Below are 17,783 nucleotides of genomic sequence, written 5' to 3'. Positions count from 1 at the left end.
CCGGGCGGAACGCCTCCTCAGGATTTGGCCGCCTCGGGGCTTTCGGTGACCGGATCCAGGTCGTCGGACGTCGACGGCGTCGCTGCCTTCTGGCCCAGCGTCATCCACACGAGGACGAAGATGATCGCGATGATCACGATGCCGACGACGGCCACCACGTTCAGCCCGTCGGTGAAGGCGTTGCGGGCCGTGTCCAGCAGCGACTGGGCCTGGGCGGCCGGGAGCTTGGCGGCGGCGGCGACCGCTTCGGCCAGCGTCTGCCGGGCCTCGGCGACCGGAGAGCCGGCCATGCCGGACTGGTAGACCGCACCGCCGATGCTGCCGAGCAGGGCGAATCCGAGGGTCGAGCCGAGGAGGTTGCTGGTCTCCGACATCGACGCCGCCGAGCCTGCCTTCTCGGGCGGGGCCGCCCCGACGACCAGGTTGGTGCCGAGCATGAACATCGGCGCGATGCCCAACGCCACCAGCGCCACGCTCAGCGACACCAGGCCGGGGCTGCTGGTCTTGGTCACCGTGCTGAGCACCACCAGGCCGATGAAGCACAACACGAGTCCGCCGAGAATCGCGGTGCGCGATTGGATCCGCCGGACGATCACCGGTGTCACCAGGACTCCGGCGGCGATGCCCAGGCCGGTCGGGGCCTGCCACAGCCCGGCCTCGGTCGGCTCCAGCCCGAGCACGCTCTGGATGAACTGGCTGGTCAGCAGGCCCAGCCCGGCCAGCGTCCCCGAGGCGAGCAACATGGCCAGCAGTGAGCTGCTGAACCTGACGTTGCGGAACAGCCGCAGGTCGAGCAGCGGGTTGGGCAGGCGCAGCTGTCGGCGGGTGAACGCGACACCGAACGCGACGCCGACGGCGATGGCCACGAGCGCCCCCACCGGTGAGCTGTCGTCGCCGGCGGCCAGCTGCTTGATGCCATGGATCACCGGCAGGATCGCGGCCAGCGACAGCACCACGCTGACCAGGTCGAGGCGCTTGGCATTGGCGTCGCGGTACTCGGGCAGCAGGATCGGACCGGCGATCAGCAGGAGCAGCATGACCGGGATGCTGATCAGGAACACCGAGCCCCACCAGAAGTGCTGCAGCAGGACCCCGCCGATGACCGGGCCCAGGGCGGCACCGCCGAAATTGCAGAACGCCCACAGCGAGATGGCTGTGCCCATCTGCCTGGGGTTGCGGAACATGTTGCTGATCAGGGCGAGCGTCGAGGGCGACAGCGTGGCGGCGGCGATGCCCAGCAGGGCACGGGCGATGATCAACATCAGCGGGCTGGTCGAGAACGCCGCGAGCAGCGAGGCGGCGGAAAAGGCGCTTGCGCCGATCATGAGGAGCTTGCGACGGCCGATCCGGTCACCGAGAGTACCCATGGTGATCAGGAGGCCGGCAAGCATGAAGCCGTAGATATCGGTGATCCACAGCTGCTGGGTGCCGGTCGCGCCCAGGTCGGCGCTCAGATGGGGCAGTGCTAGGAACAGGACACCGATATCGAAGGCGACGAGCAGCGTGGGCAAGGCCAGTGCGGCCAGGCCCAGCCACTGCCGGCGCCCGGCCAACGGGGCCGTGTCCTGAGTCGTGTCACTCATGTAAATCCTCTCTCGTTCACCACCGCGGGTGGCACCCGCGCATGGCGCCGTTACCCGGTAGTCGGAGCAGATTCCGAGAATCCGACACGTGAGCCGTGCGGAGTTGCGAGCAGTTCGGGTTGAGCGGAGGCGATCATGCCGCAAGTCCAACGGCGTCGCGGTGGCGTACAGCGTGGCGCTCGAGCTCCGCTTCGGCCCCCTCCAGTGCTGCCCCGCAGAAGTTCGTGGAGAGGTTGTGATCAGGGCGTCGGGTCGCCGGGGTAGAAGCCGCAGGCGCGGCCCGGGGCGTTTCCGGGTGAGCCGAAGGGCAGCCCGGTGGGCAGGAGACGTCCTCGTGCTTTCTCCGGCCGGCGCGACAGAGGGCAGACCCCCGGGTGAGTAGGACGCCGGTGAAGCGCAAGCGGCACAGCGGTAACGGTTCCTCTTCGCCCGGCAGTTTTCCCGCCACGTGGGCGAATCCGGAGCGGAAGCGCCCCCGGACTCGGGCGAGCCGGGGCCGGCGCTCCTTGGCGCGGGCGTTCAGACGGTGGCGCAGGTGGTCCGGCATGGACTCGGGCGGATTTTTCGGCACGGGCCCATCCTGCTGGTTCACTCCCGCATACGCCGTGATCACCACCGTGGCCGGGCGGGGGAGTTCGGCGGGCGGACCGAGCTCGCCTCCGTCGTCGGCCGGCGCGAGTTCGGCGACAGCCTTCCGGCAATGACCATCCGTGAGGAACGCTTCGGTCCCGAGGAGTTGAGGTTCTCCGTGCCGGACCGCAGCGATGTCTGACGCGTCAGCGCGGTCAGGAACCTTCGGTGCACGGCAGCCGGTCGAACAGCGTGTCCACGGCGCCGGTGCGCGGCCGGTCGGCATCGCCGACGCTGTCGGCCCCGGCGCACCCCGCGCCGCTGAGGAGCATCGCCTCGGCGCCGGCGTGGCCACCGCCGTGGTTGTCCGCGCCGGTCAGATGCAGGTGCTCGGTCAGCAGGGCGGGGAGCCCAGAGCGGTGGGCGAGGCGAACGAGCGGGACGAGCCCGGCGTCGGCCATGGGCTGGGGTCCGGTTCATCGAAGGCGGCCGAGACCTCGCGGGGGCCGCGAGAGGATGCCCTGACGAGATGCCCTGCCGATCGTGCGCCGGTGGTCCCGGAACAAGTCCATCACCGCAGGTCGCAAGGCATCTCTTCGTACAGGGCTCGATCAACAGCCCTCATCGACCGTGGATTCGGGCTCAGGCCTCTTAGGGGTCCTTGCACTATGCCCGCCCGGGTCGCGCGGCCCGGCACCGCACCTCGCCGCGTTGCCGAAAAGCCCTGGTAGCTCCGCTACAAGGGCTCTGTGGCGCCTTGCAACGCACGGCACCGGACCACGCGACCTCATCGGGCGCTCATAGTGCAAGGACCCCTTACTGCCGGATCGCCCCGGTCGCCGGGTCGAACCGCCCGGCGTGCAGGTTTTTGTCGCGCCGGCGCGCCGTGAACTCCAGGTACGCCTGCGCGATCAGCAGGTGGATGATCCACACGCCCCAGCTGGTGGCCTCGATCAGGATCTGGATGTTCACCTGCAGGCCCCAGTTCAGGATCATCCAGGCGACGATGCGGCCGTAGGTTGTGAACAGCGCGAGCGAGAAGCTGTAGACCATCCAGCGGCGGTGCTCGGCGTAGCGGCCCTGACGGGCCTTGCGCCAGGCGTACAGCGTCGTACCCAGCCACAGGACCGCGCCGCAGGCGAGGCCGGTGCTGCCTTGGTTGGCGCGGTGCGGGACCAGCACGAACAGCACGATGAGCGTCGTCGGGATCACCGCGCCGAACACGTACACCCGGCCGATCAAGCGGTGGACCCTGGGGCGCGTGCGGCGCAGGTGGGGCCAGGCCTGGAGCATCATCGCCACCAGGGCCAGGTTGCCGGTGACCACGTGTGCGACCAGGAACGCGAAATGCGGCTGGAAGCCCGGGTCGAGCTGGCTCCGGGAGACCTCGGGGTCCGTGGCGAAGTAGTGGGGGAACGAGTAAAGCAGGTTGAACAGCACAGCCCCGCCCACGACGGCGTACCAGGGGTAGTACCTCTTCCACCAAGGCCGTTCCGCGCGTGCCGCGGGCCGCTGGTCGGTGTCAGGGGCCTCCGGAGGGGTCATCTGGAGGCCTGTCTGTTGCCTGTTCTGAGACATGCCTGTCCTCGGCTCTCTCACGGCTGGGGTGAAACGCAGGTTGAGCATCGGACCTGAGGGCGCTGACGGGCATCTTCGTAAGTGCTGTGTTACGAGGTTTCCGGGCACGTTGAGCCCAGTTCACTGACACGGTGCCCGAAGCGAGCTCTCAGCAGGAGACCGCGGCCGCAGAGGCTCTACGCCTCTCTCAACGCGTTCGGGACACACACCGGCCGCGACCGGCCCGCAATCCAAGAGATGCCCGGCCCCGGCCCCAGACCACATCGTGAAGCCCATGGACGATGTCGACAACAGTACGATCCGCATCACCGGCGACAGCGGCATCGGACTGGCGACGGCACGCACGCTGCCGGCCGTCGGCGCGAACGTCGTCCTGGCCGACCACGGCACGGAACGGCTGGACGGGGGCAACCGGGTGCCGACCGTGCCGACCGGCGTGTCCGTCACCGGCATGATCAGCCGGTTCGCCGACTACCCCCAGACGGTCTTCGATCGTCTGGGGGGCGCGGCCAAGGCCGCCGTGCTCAACCTGGTCGGCGGCCTGGCCCCGGGGGCCTGGCGACCCCGGGAATCCGGGGCAACGCCGCGATCCGAAGGCCGCACCCACACCGAGATGCTCGACGCGATCACCGGCTCGTAGCCGGTCCGGGAGTTCTTCCGCTCCGACGTCACGCTCACCCGCTCGGTCCCCTTTCACGCCGGGCGGCTGACCGAGCCGGTCCGCCCGGCACCCGGCGACCGCCCAAACCCCCGGAACCCCGGAACCCCGGAACCCCGGAACCGCAGACTCCCAACATCCCCAGCACGATCCCCAGGAGGTGGGCAAGATGCCCCAGGAAACACCCCGGTCGGCGGCCGATGGCGACCCGACCCGCGCCGTCGTGCTGGGCGGCAGCATCGCCGGGCTGTTCGCGGCCCGTGTGCTCGCCGAGGCCTACGACGAGGTCCTGGTCGTCGACCGGGACACGGTCACCGGCGTCGACGGGCCGCGCCGCGGACGTCCCCAGGGCAAGCACATCAACGCCATGCACGTGCGCGGCCGGGTGGTGATGGAAGAGCTCTACCCCGGCATCACCGACCAACTCATCGCCGACGGCACCCCGGTCGGCGACTACTCCGGCTCGGTCCGCTGGTACTTCCGCGGCCGCCCGGTCAAGCGCGCCGACATCGGCTACATCGCGGTGCCGGCTTCGGCGCCGCTGATGGAGCGCCGGATCCGCGAACGCACGGCCGAGCTGGCGAACATCCGGTTCGTCGAACGCTGCGACATCCTGGGCCTGGTCGCCACCGCCGACCACGCGCAGGTGACGGGGGTCAAGGTCCAAAGGAGCGGCGCGCCCGGCGAGACGATCGCGGCCGACCTGGTGGTCGACGCGACCGGGCGCGGCTCGCGCACCCCGGTGTGGCTTGAGGAGATGGGCTACCCGCGCGTCGAGGAGGAGCGGACCAACATCGGGCTGGGCTACGTCACCCAGAACTACAAGATGAAGGCCGACCCCTACGACGGTGACCTCGCGATCATCGCTGTCGCCTCCCCCGACGTCCCGCGCGGCGTCATCTTCACCAAGACCGAGGGCGACACGACCCTGATGACCGTCTACGGCATCCTCGGCGACCACCCGCCGACAGACCAGCAGGGGCTGTACGGGTTCGTCAAGCGCCTGCCGGTCCCGGATATCCACGAGGCGCTGAAGCACGCCGAGCCGCTGGACGAGCCGGTCGCCTTCCGGTTCCCCACCACACAGCGCCGCCGGTACGAGCGGATGGGCCGGTTCCCGGCCGGCCTGCTGGTCATCGGTGACGCGGTGTCCTGCTTCAACCCGGTCTACGCGCAGGGCATGACGGTCGCGGCGCTGTCCGCCCTCACCCTGCGCCGCCACCTGCACTCCGGCGCCACGCCGGACGCGCGGCAGTACTTCCGCGACCTGGCGCGCGACGTCATCGACCCGCCGTGGGAGATGACGCGCACCGTCGACCTGGGCTTCGACGGCGTCGAGGGCAAGCGGGACCTCAAGGTGCGGATAGGCCAGCGCTACCTGGCGATGGTCCAGGTAGCGGCGACCCGCGACCGCTCGGTGACCCGCGGGTACATGCGCGCCGCCGGGATGCTCGACCGGCCGGAGCAGCTGATGCGCCCCGGCATGATCGTCCGAGTCCTGCTGAACGCGCTGCGCGGCCCGGCCGGGCCGGCCGCCGTGCCCCCGGCCGTGGCCGACGTCGCCCGAGCCGGCCGGTACCCCGCCGACCGGGTTCCAGCGACCGGATCCGCCGAGCAGATCCGGACCCCGGCGAGGAACGAGGACAAGAGCCCGTGACCGTGATGAGGACCGGGACATCAGGGGACGCGGCATCGGCCGTGCATGACAGGGCTCTTTGCGGGCATGGCGCGCCACGTGATGCCGCCGTCCACCAAATGGGGCTTCGACACCCTGCGCCCACTTCGTCAGGCAGCGGGGCGGTCCGGTCCACGGCCCGTTCGACGGCGGCAGGGACACCTTCACGGCGATCAGCAACGACGCGTGGGAGTGGCGGAGGTCGTGGATGCGCGGTCGCTTGACCAGGCCGTGCTTCTCGGCGGCCAGCTCGATCACGGGTATCCGGCGCAGGCGCCGGAAGGCACCGGGGTTCCACCTGCCGCCTTCGGGGCCGGTGAGGTCCGGCGTCGCGCCGAGGGACTGGCTCCCGATGCCGGGGATTCGGGTGGACGGCATGGACCTGCCCGACTTCACCGCGCGGCACGGTGCCGCCATGGTGCTCGTCGCACCCCCGGCCGGTGCCGACGTTCCGTCAGGGCCCGCGCTGCGCCGGTTCGCCGAGCTGCGCGGAACCCTGTGCGCTGCTCGTCGAGCGACTATTGCTCCCGCAGGCTGGGCGAGATGGCAGTTCAGGAGATGCTTCGCGGTTGCCGCGGCTGCGAAAGTCGAACCCGATCGCGTCGGGACTCGAGGCGGGGCAATGGAAAAAGTCACCACGTTGCCGCGAACCGAGCCGCCGAGCCGCGGCTGAGCCCGGCCCGTTGTCGAGGGCCGATGCGCAGTCGTCGGAGGATCAGTGGCGGCTCAGCATTGAGGTTCTCGAATCGCTCTGCGGATCGGGTCTGCCGCGGACGCGGGTGCCGGAACGGGTCCGGGCCGCCTCGACCTCGGCGCGGTGTCCGAAGGTGAAGAAAGCCGCCGATCTGTCGGCTGGTGCCGGCGGTGGTACGTCGTTGCAGCCTGATGTGCCGATCCAGCGGATCGAGCAGGACATCAAGGCGCTGAACCTGCACGCGATCATGCACCAGACACGAACTTCGAACTGTACGGGCGGGTGGCCTGCGGGCACGCCCCCAACACCTCATACCTATGAAACGCAGTGAGGAGCAGTGACATGACCACTCAGCAGCCGTCGGCCACCGCGGACATCGTCCAGCGGGTCGCCGCCATCTGGGCCGAAGTCCTGGGCCCGGGCTCCGATCGGCCCGGTGCCACGTTCGTCGAGCTCAACGGACAGTCCATCGCCGCCGTGCGGATCGCCGCGGGGGTCGAGGAGCAACTGGGCATCACGCTCGACATCGGCGACCTGTTCGAGGACCCGGACCTGGAGACCCTCACCCGGGGCATACTGGCCCGTATCGAGGGGTGAGTGGGATGACCGAACTGACCCACGTCAACCCTGCCACCTCGCTCGACGAAGTCGTCGAGATCCTGGAACGCGACGGAGCGGTGATCGTCGAGGACTTCGTCGATTCCGAGACGCTCGCCGCGCTCCGGGCGGACCTCGGACTCGGCCTCGAGGCGGCCGGCTACAGCGAGAGCGGCTACGACGGGAAGAAGACCAAGCGGCTGTCCAGCCTGTTCCAGCGGTCGCCGCGCCACATGACCAGCGTGGTCCTCCAACCGCAGTTCCTCGGCTCGGCCCGGCGCCTGCTGCAGCAGACCACGCACATGTGGATCGGCAAGGTCCGGATGGAGGTGACTCCGAGCATCCAGATCAGCTTCACCCAGGCGATAAGAATCGATCCGGGCCAGGGTCGGCAGCCGTTGCACCGCGACGACGCGATGCATCTGTGGCGGCATCCGGGACCGCCGTGCCGACTGCAGCTGATGCTGGCGATGACCGACTTCACCAGCGCCAACGGCGCGACCCTGGTCATCCCCGGCAGTCACCACTGGGACGACGAGCGGGCCCCCGCGTACGCCGAGGCGGTTCCGGCGGTCATGCCCGCCGGTTCCGCCCTGCTCTGGCCGGGCGGGGTCTACCACGGCGGCGGAGCCAACACCACGGACTCGCCGCGGTACAGCCTCTCCGTCGCGCTCGACCTGGGCAACCTGCGGCAGGAGGAGAACCAGTATCTCGCCGTCTCCCGGGAAACCGTGCTGACCCTGCCGGAGGAGGTGCAGCGGCTGCTCGGCTGGGACCGTTGCCCGCCCGGCCTCGGCCAGGTCGAGACGCAGGACCCGCACCTGCTGCTGGAGCAGACACAGCAGGAGCTCGCCACCAGGCCACGCGGTGCGAATCCGCTGATGTAGTGGTCGTGAGCCGAAAGCAGCCGGTGCGCCGTCGCGAAAGCAGGCGCACCGGCTGCGGCGTCCACCGGGCGGCGCGAGTGCAACTCCTCGACGCGGGCGGCAGCCTGGGCGGCCTGCCCCTTTAGCGCGGCGACCAGGGCATCAAGATCGCTGCTCGTGCCGAGGCCGCCGCCTCCTCGCGCCGGCGCGCAGGCCGGCCCCGTCCTCCTCCGCCCGCTGGATCAGGCAGCGGACCGCGCTCACGGCGCCGGGAGGCGAGGAAGGACCGGAGCAGCTCCTCCTGAACGGCGCGCAGGTCGCCGCCGGCAGCCGTTGCCCATGACGACAACCTCAACCATGGGCAACGCCGGCGACCTGCATGAACATGTGCACTTCGGGGCCGTCGATTTTCTACGGGTTGCTTCGAGATCTTCAGTTCGTTGATGTGGTACAGGGCGTTTCGATGAGTTGATCGGCCCGTTGCGGGCGAAGCTGGAGGCGGTGACGCCGCATCTGGACGAGCGTCAGCGTCGGCTGCTGTACGGGGCGGAGGTCCGGATACTCGGTCACGGGGGGATCGCCGCCGTCGCGAAGGCGGCCGGAGTCTCCAAGGGCTGTGTCTCGCGTGGCCTGGCCGAACTGGAGGAGGATCCCAAGCCGGATGGCCGTGTCCGCCGGGCCGGCGCGGGCCGCCCGGCCGCGGCCGGGAAGGACCCGGGACTGCGGACCGCGCTGCCGGCCCTGGTCGAGGACAGCATCCAGGGTGATCCGATGTGGCCGCTGACGTGGACGACGAAGCCGCTGCGCCGTCTGGCGGGCGAACTGGCCGCCCAGGGCCACACGGCGGGCCGGGACACCGTCGCCGCGCTGCTCAAACAGGCCGGGTTCAGCCTGCGCGCGAACGCACGGGCCCTGGCGGGAGTTCACACCCGGACCGCGATGCCCAGTTCCGGCACCTCAACGACACGGTGGGCCGGTTCCTGGCCTCCGGCGACCCGGTGATCAGCGTGGACGCCAAGAAGAAGGAGCAGATCGGGCCGTTCGCGCAGACCGTCAGGGAAGGGGTGCCGCCGGGTGCGCCGGTGAAGGTCCTCGACCACGATTTCCCCTCGCACGCGACCGGTACGGCGATCCCGTACGGCATCCACGACCTGGGACGCAATACCGGCTGCGTCGTGGTGGGCACCGACCACGACACCACCGCGTCCGCGGTCGCGGCCCTGCGCCGCTGGTGGACGGAAGAAGGCCGGGCGGCCCACCCCAACGCGCGCAGACTTCTGAATCACCGCGGACGGCGGCGGCTCGGACAGTTCCCGCGCCCGGGTCCGGAAGGCCAACCTCGCCGTCCTGGCCACCGAGACCGGCCTTCAGATCAGTGTGTGCCACCTGCCACCGGGCGCATCGAAATGGAACAAGGTCGAACACCGGCTGTTCTCCTTCCTCTCCATGAACTGGCGCGCCCGCCCGCTGACCAGCTACGAAGTCGCCCTCGATCTGATCGCCTCCACCACGACCACGACCGGCCTGCGTGTGAGCGCCCGCCTGGACGAGGGCACGTATCCCACCGGGATCGAGATCGACGCCGAGCACCTTGCGGCACTGCGCATCGACCCCGGCGATCTCCACGGTGAGTGGAACCACACCATCCCGCCACAGCCCGGCGTCCCGGTCGTGCCGCCGCAGCCACAAGGGCGCCGCGCCCATCCCCGCCAGGCCCACACCTTCGACGCGGCACTGGCCGCCCACCCGGTGCCGACACCGGCCTCACCCGGCAAGCCCTCGACCGGCTCGTTGCCGAGAACCGCGAGTTGATCGACCAACTCGCACCCGGCCAGAGGCCCCACCACCGCAAACTCGCGTTCGAAAACATCATCTGGGCCGCCGTCCTGGACCAGCGCGGGCTCCCCGCCTCACTGATCGCCCACCTCTTCCGCGTCGGCGAGAACCAGATGCGCACCCTCCTGCAGCAGACCCGACCCCTGCTACAACAACACGGCCACCACAGCGACCCACTCCCTGTCCGACCCATCGACCCCAGCGAACTCGCCCGCTGTGTCATGTACACGACGACAACGGAAGATTGACCCAACACGCACCAGCAATTTCTCGACACCCCCTATCAACACAGGGAGGGGCCTCCTGTCCTCTCAGGGCAGGCGGACGGACAGCCCGTGGTGGAACACGTCGAGCGGGTCATAGACCTGCTTCGCGCGTTGCAACCGGGCGTAGTTGTCCTTGAAATACAGCGCAGACCAGTCGATCCCCGATGTGTTCCACTCGGGATCGGCCAGGTCGGTGTCGGGGTAGCCGATGTAGGAGCCGTCGTTGGTGTCGTCCGGGACCGGCACGCCGCCGGAGTGCGCGTAGACGTCCCGGTAGTACGCGCGCACCCAGGCCAGGTGGCGCTCGTCGTCGGCCGGGTCGGTCCAGGAGCCGGTGCTGTAGGAGGCCTTGAGGATGCAGTCGCGCTGCGGCACCGCGGTGGCGTCCGGGGCGACGGCGTTCACCTTGCCGCCGAAACCGGTCAGAACCAGGCAGCCCATGGGGTTCTCGTAATCCGACGACGACAGATACCGGTGGATCGCCGTGATCTGCGCGTCGGAGAACCCGCGCCGCAGATAGCCAGCCTTGTTCTTGTACCGGCCCTGCGGATCGCTGGGCCAGCTGTAGGACGGCAGCCAGGTGTCCAGCCACGGGGAGGTCTCAGAGGTCGCCGACATCGGCTCGGCGTCGATTCCGCGGGTGACCGCCGCGGTGTGGGCTTCGAGGACCTTGGCCGCATCCGGTGCGTCGTCGGGGATCACCGAGGTCAGGATGAACATGGTGCCGGAGCGGTGGGTGATGATCAGGTTGCTCCACAACGCCGTGGCCGGTGCGCCCGGCTCGCTGTTCTCCTCGTACCAGGTGCAGTAGTTGCGCAGCAGGGTGCGGAAGTCGGCGTTTGAGATCGCGTCCCAGGACCACATGGTGTCGCGGCGCAGCACCGCTCGCGGCGCGCGGGGGAGCTGCCGGGCCGGGTCGCCGTCCGGCGTCCCCGGCGTGCGCAGCCAGTACTTCGTGACCACGCCGAAGCTGCCGCCCCCGCCGCCGGTGTGCGCCCACCACAGATCGTGGTGCGGGTCGTCGGGCTGGTCGGTGCCCACCACGGTCCGGGCGCGGCCGTCCGCGCCGACGACGACCGCCTCGACCGCCGTGACGTGGTCCACCACCAGGCCGTCGCGCCGGGACAACGGACCGTAGCCGCCGGCCGCGATATGCCCGCCGACGGCCACCTCGAAGCAGGTGCCGGCCGGGATGGTCACGCCCCAGCCGTCGTGCAGTGTGCGGTAGACGTGGTCCAGCCGTGCTCCGGGCTCCACCACGAAGGCGTCGCGCCCGGCGTCGTGGCCGACGTGGTTCAGCGCGGACAGGTCGACGAGCACCCTGACGTCCGGATGCGCGGTGAAGTCCTCGAAGCAGTGGCCGCCGCTGCGCACGGCGATCCGTCGGCCGGCGTCCACGGCCGCCTGGACTGCGGCCTGCACGTCGGCGGCATCGGTGGCGAGCCGGACCTCGTCGGGCCGGCCCACGAAGCGATGGTTGTAGCCCTCGACGAGGGCGGGGTAGCGGGGGTCGTCGCGGGTGACGACGACGGCGGTCGTGTCCGTCATGGCGGCCTTCCTCAGCGGTTCGCGGTCTCTGCCCCGACCGTGCCACCGTCGGCGGGCACCGGGCATCTCAACGTGTGCGCACTTCCCCGGGCGGTCGAGTGCCCCGCATATAGAATGAGCCGGTGCGTTCCGATCAACGCCTGGAAAGCCTGCTCGCGGAGCTGCGGCCCTCGGTCCTCGGCGCCCTGGTCCGGCGCCACGGGCAGTTCGACGGCTGTGAAGACGCGGTGCAGGAGGCGCTCGTAGCCGCTGCCACGCAGTGGCCGACCGAAGGCGTCCCGGACAACTCGCGAGCCTGGCTCCTGACCGTCGCCGGACGCCGCCTCACCGACTACTGGCGCAGCGACCGGGCCCGCCGCACCCGTGAGGTCACCGTCGCCTCGATGGCACTGGCCGAGGCGTCAGTGGCCCCGGCCCCCGACGACGAAGACCTGGTCTCCGTCGACGACGACACCTTGATGCTCCTGTTCCTGTGCTGCCACCCGGCGCTGACCCCGCCCTCACAAGTAGCACTGACCCTGCGCGCGGTCGGCGGCCTGACCACCGAGGAGATCGCCCGCGCCTTCATGGTTCCGCAGACCTCGATGAGCCGCCGCATCTCCCGCGCCAAGCAGCAGATCAAGGACGCCGGCATGACCTTCCGTATGCCGCCGGAACCCGAACGCCCCGAACGCACCCGCGCGGTCCTGCACGTCCTGTACCTCATCTTCAACGAGGGCTACACCGCCACCGCCGGCCCCGACCTGCTGCGCCCGGACCTGACCGCCGAAGCCATCCGGCTCACCCGCCAGGCCCACCGCGTCCTGCCGGACAACGGCGAGGTCGCCGGACTGCTGGCGCTGATGCTCCTCACCGAAGCACGCCGCCCAGCCCGCACCCTGGCCGACGGCACCCTTGTCCCGATGGCCGAGCAGGACCGCTCCCAGTGGAACGGCGACCTCGCCGAGGAGGGCCTGGCGCTGGTCGTCGAGGCCCTGGCCCGCCCCGGCGTCGGCCTCTACCGCTTGCAGGCCGCCATCGCCGCGGTGCACGTCGAGACCCCGGAAGGCGGCGAAACCGACTGGCCGCAGATCCTGGCCCTGTACGACCTGCTGGAGCAGATCGCGCCCGGCTCGGCGGTGCGCCTGAACCGCGCGGTGGCGATGGCGATGGTCAAGGGTCCCCGCGAAGGCCTGCGGCTGCTGGAGCCGCTGGAGCAGGATCGTTGGATGACCGGCAGCCACCGGCTCAGCGCGGTGCGGGCGTATTTGCTGGAGATGGACGGCGGTCTGGACAGGGCACGAGAGGCGTACCGGACCGCGGCACGGCAGGCGGCAAGTGGGCCGGAGCAGCGGTTTCTCATGGAGCAGGCGGAGCGGGTGGGGGCGGCATTGGAGGACGGGGCGGGGTAGGGGAGCGCGGCTGGTCGGGTGCGGCGGACGGCGACCGGGGGCTGACAACCGGTGACCGGCAGCCGGCGAGCAGTTCCGGCTTGACCGGCACCGTGGTCCAGGCGACAGGGGCGAGCGTCTTCGAGCCTGCGCTGCTGTCGCTGAGCACTCTGGCGGATGCTCCCGCGGCTGCCCGGCTCGCACCCTGAGAAGCAGAGCCGCCCGGACCACTAAGGGGAGTTCATGCTCGACACCGCGCCCATCGCCTTCCCTGGCGACCCCGCCTACGACGCCGCCACCGGCGTGTTCAACCTCGCCGGCCCAGCGCACCCCGCCACCGCGCTCACCGCCACCGGCTTCGCCGACGTGCGGGCTGCGATCAGCTATGCGTCGGCGCGCGGCCAGGGCGTTCGCATCCACACCACAGGCCACTCCGCCGGCGCAGCCACCTCGATGACCGGCGCCCTCCTGATCCGTCCCATCCTGCCCGGCGGCGTCGAGATCGACCCTGACCGCCGTCTGGCCCGCATTCCCGCGGGCACGCCCTGGAGCGCCGTCGTCCAAGCCGCCGCACCCCACGGCCTCGCCGCACCCCACGGCACCTCGGGCACCGTCGGAGCCATCGGCTACCTGCTGCACGGAGGCGTGAGTCTCTACGGCCGCAAACTCGGCCTGGCAGCCAACCACATCCGCTCCGTCGAGCTCATCACCGCAGACGGACACGTGCGCTGCGTGAGCGCTGCCGAGGACCCCGAACTCTTCTGGGCCATACGCGGCGGAGGCGGCGGCTTCGGCGTCGTCACCGCCGTCGAGATCGAGCTCTTCCCGGTGACCGATCTCGTCGCCGGCGCCGCCTTCTGGTCGTGGCAGCACGCCGAGGCCGTGGTCGGAGCCTGGTACGACTGGACGCTGCACGCGCCCGACGACGTCTCCACCTCCCTGCGCGTGATGAACCTGCCGGACCTGCCGGAGATCCCGCCGATGCTCAAGGGCGGTCCGGTGGTGTGCGTCGCCGGCGTCGCCTTGGCGGCCGCCTGCGCACGCGACCTGCTGGACCCGCTGCGCAAGATCGGCGAGCCGGTACTCGACACCTGGCAGGACTGCGGCCCCGAACTGGTCCCGGACGTCCACATGGACCCCGACGAGCCCGGCGCCTTCATCGGCGACCACCTGCTGCTCGCCGAGCCGGGCCGCGAAGGAATCGCCGAATTCCTGCGGATGACCGGCGAAGGATCCGGCTCGCCCCTGATCGCCGCCGAGCTGCGACAGCTCGGCGGGCGCCTGGCCGTCGCCGCCCCGGCCGGTGGCGTGCTGAACCGCCTGGACGCGCGTCTGGCCTACATGGGCGCCGGCGTCCCGGAGCTGCGCGGCACGCCGGAGGAGATCATCGAACACTGCGACAAGGTGCGCGCCGCCCTGGGCCCGTGGGATACGGGCCAGACCGCGCCCGGCTTCGTGAAGGGCTTGGACCGGCCGCGCGGGCATCTGTCCGAAGCCGATGTCCGGGCGGTCGAGCGGGTCCGGGCGCGCGTGGACCCCGACGGCCTGTTCCGGGGCGACGCGATGCCGGAGACCGTGATCGTGCCCTGACATCGGCACGCAGGAAGACGCCCAGGACCTCGTGCCCTGCGATCGTCGGAGACGTGCCCCAGGTGATCGCAGACATCTCCGTCTGCCTCGACGACTTCGTCGCCGGCGCCGACATCATGGGCGAGTACTTCACCCGCACCGGCGCCGCCGTGACCGGCCGCCGCATGTTCGACCACGGTGAGAAGGCGTGGGGCGACGAACCGCCGTTCCGCGTGCCGGTCTTCGTCGTGACGCACCGGCCGCCGCCCTGGCCGCCGGTGTGCCGGACGAACTGCGCCTTCACGTTGTGCCGGTGCTGCTCGGTGGCGGCCGCCCGCTGTTCGCAGAGCCCATGGGTCCCACGATCGCGTTGGAGACGCCGCGCGTGGAGCTGTCGTCCGGCGTGACCCATGTATTCCATTGCGTTCTCAAGTAGGAAGGAAGGCACAGATGCTCTCCGACAAGGTGATGCTGGTGACCGGCGTCGGCCCCGGCCTCGGCCGCGAGATCGCGGTCCGCGGCGCCGCGGCCGGAGCCGACGTGGTCCTGGCGGCCCGCACCGAGACGGTCCTGACGTCGGTGGCCGCCGAGGTCGAGTCCCACGGCCGCCGGGCGCTGGCGGTCCCCACCGACATCCTCGACCCGGACGCCTGCCGAGCGCTGACCGAGCGTGCCCTGGACACCTTCGGCCGGGTGGACGTGTTCGTCAGCAACGCTTTCGCGCCCCCGGCGATGGGCGGCCTGGCGACGATGGACCTGGACGCCGTGCGCGCCTCGCTGGAGACGGACGCCCTGGCCGCGCTGCGCCTGGTCCAGCTCCTGGCGCCGACCCTGACCGGACACGCCGGTTCGGTCGTGATGGTCAGCTCCGCTGTGGTGCACCACTCCCGCCCCAACTTCGGTGCCTACAAGGCTTCGAAATCGGCGCTGCACTCACTGGCCGGCAGCCTGGCCACCGAGCTGGGCCCGAGCGGCGTCCGGGTCAACACCGTGGTGCCGAACTACATCTGGACCGAGGGACTGAAGGGCTGGTTCGCGAGTCAGGCCGCTGAGCGGGGGGTGACGCTGGAGGACGTCTACGCCGAGACCGCGGCCGCGTTCGACCTGCGCCGGCTGCCCGACCCGGGCGACGTCGCCAACGCGGTGCTGTACCTGGCCTCGGACCTGGCCAGGGCGATCACCGGGCAGAGTCTCAACGTCGACGCGGGCGAATTCCACTCCTAATAGGGCCTTGTTAGGTTCTGCGGTGGGGTTGTGGGGTCGGCGCAGGCCGGCCGCATGTCGAGCATGCGCCGGTCCAGGTGGCCAGCAGGGCCTGGAGCTGGTGGAGGACCGCGTGGAGGGTCAGGCCGGCGCAGGGGCTTTTGGATCGAGCCGCAGCAGGGGGCAAAACGCCTGCGCCGGTGCGGCGAGGGTGACATGCCGGTGCCAGCCGTAGAAGCTGCGGCCCTCGAAGTGGTCCAGGCCCAGGCCGTCCTTCAGTTCCCGGTAGTCGTGCTCGACCCGCCAGCGAATCTTGGCGATCCGCACCAGCTCGCGCAGCGGGGTGTCGGCGCCTCGGCGGATGGTGCGGTTGGCGGGGCGGACCCGCAGGGCCAGAAAGCGCGAGCGCCTCGCGGCGCGGGGGTTGTTCTTGGTGGACTTGCTGCCCCGGCGTCAGGTGACGGTCCGCGCCGCGCCGCGTCCGGCGGCCGGGGCCAGCGCGCGGGGTGGTGTGCTGGACGGGGGTGGCCGGTCATGGCAGGGCCGCGAGCCGACGGTGGGCGGTGGGCTGGTTGGTCCTGATCACGGTGGTGCGGTGGGCCTTCTTGGTTTCGACCAGCCAGGAGATGTTCGCCTTGACCGAGTGCAGGGCGTCGGAGGTGACGACGGTGCCGGTCAGGTCCAGCGGTGCCGGCAGCGGGCGCAAGTGTGTGGTTTCGTTCGTCTTCGCGCCGGCCTCCGCCTGGGCGAGGGGCACGACGGTGCCGTGAGTGACCGTGGAGGGCAGATGCCGGCGCGTCGTGGTGGGACGGGCTGATCCCTGTTCGCGCCGCCCCTCGCGGAGGTCTCCTTCCCGCGGCGCGGCTTTCACACTTAGAGGTCGTCTCATTTGGTGAGTCGGCGGTAGCAGATGAGGGTGCAGGCGATGCTGGTGAAGGCTAGGAAGTGCTCGGCTTTGCGTTCGTAGCGGCGGTGCAGTCGACGGCAGCCGGCAAGCCAGGCCATGGTGCGTTCGATCGTCCAGCGGTGCCGGCCGAGTCGTTGGGAAGGCTCGATGCCTTTGCGGGCGATGCGGTGGCGGATTCCGCGCGTGCGGAGCCAACGTCGCAGGTGGTTGTAGTCGTAGCCCTTGTCGGCGTGGAGCTTGGCGGGCCGGCGTCGGCGCGGTCCGCGACGGGAGCGGATCGGCGGGATGCCTCGCACGAGGGGTTCGAGGGCTTGACTGTCGTGCAGGTTCGCGCCTGAGATGCCGATGGACAGGGGCAGACCGGTCCGCTCGGTGATCAAGTGGATCTTCGACCCTTTCTTGCCCCGGTCTACAGGATTCGGACCCGTCAGCTCCCCCCTTTCAGGGCCCGCATGTTCACCGAGTCGATCGCACAGCGAGACCAGTCCAGCTTGCCGCGTGCACCCAGTTCGTCCAGGACCAGGCGGTGCAGTTTGGCCCAGACCCGGGCCTTGCTCCACTCGCTGAACCGCCGGTGGGCCGTCGGCCCCGAGGGCCCGAACGACGGAGGCAACTGCCGCCAAGTACAGCCCGACGTGGCCACGAAGATGATCGCCGCCAGAACTTCACGGTCTCCGTACCGCCGGCGGCCACCGCCCTGCGGCCGCGAGGGAGCGGGCGGCACCACCCGCTCGAACAGTTCCCACAACTCATCTGGCACCAGACGCTCAACGATCCCCACGACGCCAGACTATCGAACAGACCAAATGAGACGACGTCTTAGGTTCCGGTCCGCGGTGACGGGCGGGGCCGGCGGATCTGCA

17 protein-coding genes and 2 pseudogenes are annotated in these 17,783 nt (G+C 70.5%); 12 read left to right on the top strand and 7 right to left on the bottom strand.

What is annotated here, in order from left to right; all coding sequences use genetic code 11:
* Positions 1 to 17: 17 nt before the first annotated feature.
* The gene (locus ACWZEH_RS35540) at positions 18 to 1,583 is read right to left on the bottom strand and encodes an MFS transporter (protein ID WP_456200539.1); all 1,566 of its coding nucleotides are present in this window, start codon (positions 1,581 to 1,583) and stop codon (positions 18 to 20) included.
* A 535-nt stretch (positions 1,584 to 2,118) separates the two neighbouring features.
* Here ACWZEH_RS35540 and ACWZEH_RS35535 point away from each other — a divergent pair.
* A complete protein-coding gene (locus tag ACWZEH_RS35535) occupies positions 2,119 to 2,355 on the top strand; it encodes a hypothetical protein (RefSeq protein ID WP_456200537.1) in 237 nt (78 codons plus the stop codon).
* A 13-nt stretch (positions 2,356 to 2,368) separates the two neighbouring features.
* Here ACWZEH_RS35535 and ACWZEH_RS35530 read toward each other — a convergent pair whose 3' ends face one another.
* Both ACWZEH_RS35530 and ACWZEH_RS35525 read right to left on the bottom strand, forming a co-directional pair.
* Complete coding sequence (locus ACWZEH_RS35530; protein ID WP_456200535.1) at positions 2,369 to 2,614, bottom strand: hypothetical protein; 246 nt, start codon at positions 2,612 to 2,614, stop codon at positions 2,369 to 2,371.
* 355 nt (positions 2,615 to 2,969) lie between these two features.
* Positions 2,970 to 3,731, bottom strand: coding sequence for a DUF2306 domain-containing protein (locus ACWZEH_RS35525; protein ID WP_456200533.1), 762 nt, complete (start codon positions 3,729 to 3,731; stop codon positions 2,970 to 2,972).
* Between the two features lie 274 nt (positions 3,732 to 4,005).
* Here ACWZEH_RS35525 and ACWZEH_RS35520 point away from each other — a divergent pair, with 274 nt between their 5' ends.
* From ACWZEH_RS35520 to ACWZEH_RS35490, 7 genes and pseudogenes are all read left to right on the top strand, one after another.
* The gene (locus ACWZEH_RS35520) at positions 4,006 to 4,371 is read left to right on the top strand and encodes a Rossmann-fold NAD(P)-binding domain-containing protein (RefSeq protein ID WP_456200531.1); all 366 of its coding nucleotides are present in this window, start codon (positions 4,006 to 4,008) and stop codon (positions 4,369 to 4,371) included.
* A 187-nt stretch (positions 4,372 to 4,558) separates the two neighbouring features.
* Positions 4,559 to 6,046, top strand: coding sequence for an FAD-dependent oxidoreductase (locus ACWZEH_RS35515; protein ID WP_456200529.1), 1,488 nt, complete (start codon positions 4,559 to 4,561; stop codon positions 6,044 to 6,046).
* Between the two features lie 845 nt (positions 6,047 to 6,891).
* Positions 6,892 to 7,089 (top strand): hypothetical protein, encoded by a 198-nt coding sequence (locus tag ACWZEH_RS35510; protein ID WP_456200527.1) that lies wholly within the window; start codon positions 6,892 to 6,894, stop codon positions 7,087 to 7,089.
* 11 nt (positions 7,090 to 7,100) lie between these two features.
* Positions 7,101 to 7,355, top strand: coding sequence for a phosphopantetheine-binding protein (locus tag ACWZEH_RS35505; RefSeq protein WP_456200526.1), 255 nt, complete (start codon positions 7,101 to 7,103; stop codon positions 7,353 to 7,355).
* 5 nt (positions 7,356 to 7,360) lie between these two features.
* Positions 7,361 to 8,242 carry a phytanoyl-CoA dioxygenase family protein gene (locus tag ACWZEH_RS35500; protein ID WP_456200524.1) on the top strand — a complete coding sequence of 294 codons (882 nt, stop codon included), beginning with the start codon at positions 7,361 to 7,363 and terminating at the stop codon, positions 8,240 to 8,242.
* A gap of 447 nt (positions 8,243 to 8,689) precedes the next feature.
* A pseudogene (locus tag ACWZEH_RS35495) lies at positions 8,690 to 9,877 on the top strand (ISAzo13 family transposase); the annotation flags it as partial.
* Positions 9,878 to 10,029: 152 nt separating this feature from the next.
* Complete coding sequence (locus ACWZEH_RS35490) at positions 10,030 to 10,305, top strand: hypothetical protein (RefSeq protein ID WP_456200523.1); 276 nt, start codon at positions 10,030 to 10,032, stop codon at positions 10,303 to 10,305.
* Positions 10,306 to 10,368: 63 nt separating this feature from the next.
* Here ACWZEH_RS35490 and ACWZEH_RS35485 read toward each other — a convergent pair whose 3' ends face one another.
* Positions 10,369 to 11,871: an FAD-binding oxidoreductase gene (locus ACWZEH_RS35485; RefSeq protein WP_456200521.1), complete on the bottom strand. Its 1,503-nt coding sequence runs from the start codon at positions 11,869 to 11,871 to the stop codon at positions 10,369 to 10,371.
* 122 nt (positions 11,872 to 11,993) lie between these two features.
* On the opposite strand from ACWZEH_RS35485, the gene ACWZEH_RS35480 reads away from it, so the two are divergent.
* The 4 genes from ACWZEH_RS35480 (at position 11,994) to ACWZEH_RS35465 (ending at position 16,034) form a co-directional block, all read left to right on the top strand.
* Positions 11,994 to 13,262: an RNA polymerase sigma factor gene (locus ACWZEH_RS35480; RefSeq protein WP_456200520.1), complete on the top strand. Its 1,269-nt coding sequence runs from the start codon at positions 11,994 to 11,996 to the stop codon at positions 13,260 to 13,262.
* Positions 13,263 to 13,484: 222 nt separating this feature from the next.
* Positions 13,485 to 14,831: an FAD-binding oxidoreductase gene (locus ACWZEH_RS35475; protein WP_456200518.1), complete on the top strand. Its 1,347-nt coding sequence runs from the start codon at positions 13,485 to 13,487 to the stop codon at positions 14,829 to 14,831.
* 53 nt (positions 14,832 to 14,884) lie between these two features.
* Positions 14,885 to 15,217, top strand: a complete 333-nt coding sequence (locus ACWZEH_RS35470; protein WP_456200517.1) for a dihydrofolate reductase family protein — start codon at positions 14,885 to 14,887, stop codon at positions 15,215 to 15,217.
* Between the two features lie 43 nt (positions 15,218 to 15,260).
* Positions 15,261 to 16,034, top strand: coding sequence for an SDR family oxidoreductase (locus ACWZEH_RS35465; protein WP_456200515.1), 774 nt, complete (start codon positions 15,261 to 15,263; stop codon positions 16,032 to 16,034).
* Positions 16,035 to 16,154: 120 nt separating this feature from the next.
* Here ACWZEH_RS35465 and ACWZEH_RS35460 read toward each other — a convergent pair.
* The 3 genes and pseudogenes from ACWZEH_RS35460 to ACWZEH_RS35450 all read right to left on the bottom strand — a co-directional run.
* A pseudogene (locus ACWZEH_RS35460) lies at positions 16,155 to 16,589 on the bottom strand (transposase); the annotation flags it as partial.
* Positions 16,546 to 16,884 carry a hypothetical protein gene (locus ACWZEH_RS35455; RefSeq protein ID WP_456200513.1) on the bottom strand — a complete coding sequence of 113 codons (339 nt, stop codon included), beginning with the start codon at positions 16,882 to 16,884 and terminating at the stop codon, positions 16,546 to 16,548. The gene ACWZEH_RS35455 and the pseudogene ACWZEH_RS35460, both read right to left, overlap by 44 nt.
* A gap of 14 nt (positions 16,885 to 16,898) precedes the next feature.
* Positions 16,899 to 17,701 (bottom strand): IS5 family transposase gene (locus ACWZEH_RS35450; RefSeq protein WP_456200512.1). Its coding sequence is split into 2 segments (ribosomal slippage): positions 16,899 to 17,353 and positions 17,353 to 17,701, totalling 804 coding nucleotides; the frame shifts between segments, so codons are not numbered across the junction.
* Positions 17,702 to 17,783 lie beyond the last annotated feature (82 nt).

The organism is Streptomyces yamdrokensis (assembly GCF_053890455.1).
Note: the sequence above shows the minus strand (reverse complement) of the source record. Positions and strands in the feature narration are given on the sequence as shown.

What these genes read in the sequence shown, in the direction of transcription:
- ACWZEH_RS35540 (WP_456200539.1), bottom strand. Translation starts at nt 1,583, where the DNA reads ATGAGTGACACGACTCAGGACACGGCCCCGTTGGCCGGGCGCCGGCAG.
- ACWZEH_RS35530 (WP_456200535.1), bottom strand. Translation starts at nt 2,614, where the DNA reads ATGGCCGACGCCGGGCTCGTCCCGCTCGTTCGCCTCGCCCACCGCTCT.
- ACWZEH_RS35525 (WP_456200533.1), bottom strand. Translation starts at nt 3,731, where the DNA reads ATGTCTCAGAACAGGCAACAGACAGGCCTCCAGATGACCCCTCCGGAG.
- ACWZEH_RS35520 (WP_456200531.1), top strand. Translation starts at nt 4,006, where the DNA reads ATGGACGATGTCGACAACAGTACGATCCGCATCACCGGCGACAGCGGC.
- ACWZEH_RS35515 (WP_456200529.1), top strand. Translation starts at nt 4,559, where the DNA reads ATGCCCCAGGAAACACCCCGGTCGGCGGCCGATGGCGACCCGACCCGC.
- ACWZEH_RS35505 (WP_456200526.1), top strand. Translation starts at nt 7,101, where the DNA reads ATGACCACTCAGCAGCCGTCGGCCACCGCGGACATCGTCCAGCGGGTC.
- ACWZEH_RS35500 (WP_456200524.1), top strand. Translation starts at nt 7,361, where the DNA reads ATGACCGAACTGACCCACGTCAACCCTGCCACCTCGCTCGACGAAGTC.
- ACWZEH_RS35485 (WP_456200521.1), bottom strand. Translation starts at nt 11,871, where the DNA reads ATGACGGACACGACCGCCGTCGTCGTCACCCGCGACGACCCCCGCTAC.
- ACWZEH_RS35475 (WP_456200518.1), top strand. Translation starts at nt 13,485, where the DNA reads ATGCTCGACACCGCGCCCATCGCCTTCCCTGGCGACCCCGCCTACGAC.
- ACWZEH_RS35465 (WP_456200515.1), top strand. Translation starts at nt 15,261, where the DNA reads ATGCTCTCCGACAAGGTGATGCTGGTGACCGGCGTCGGCCCCGGCCTC.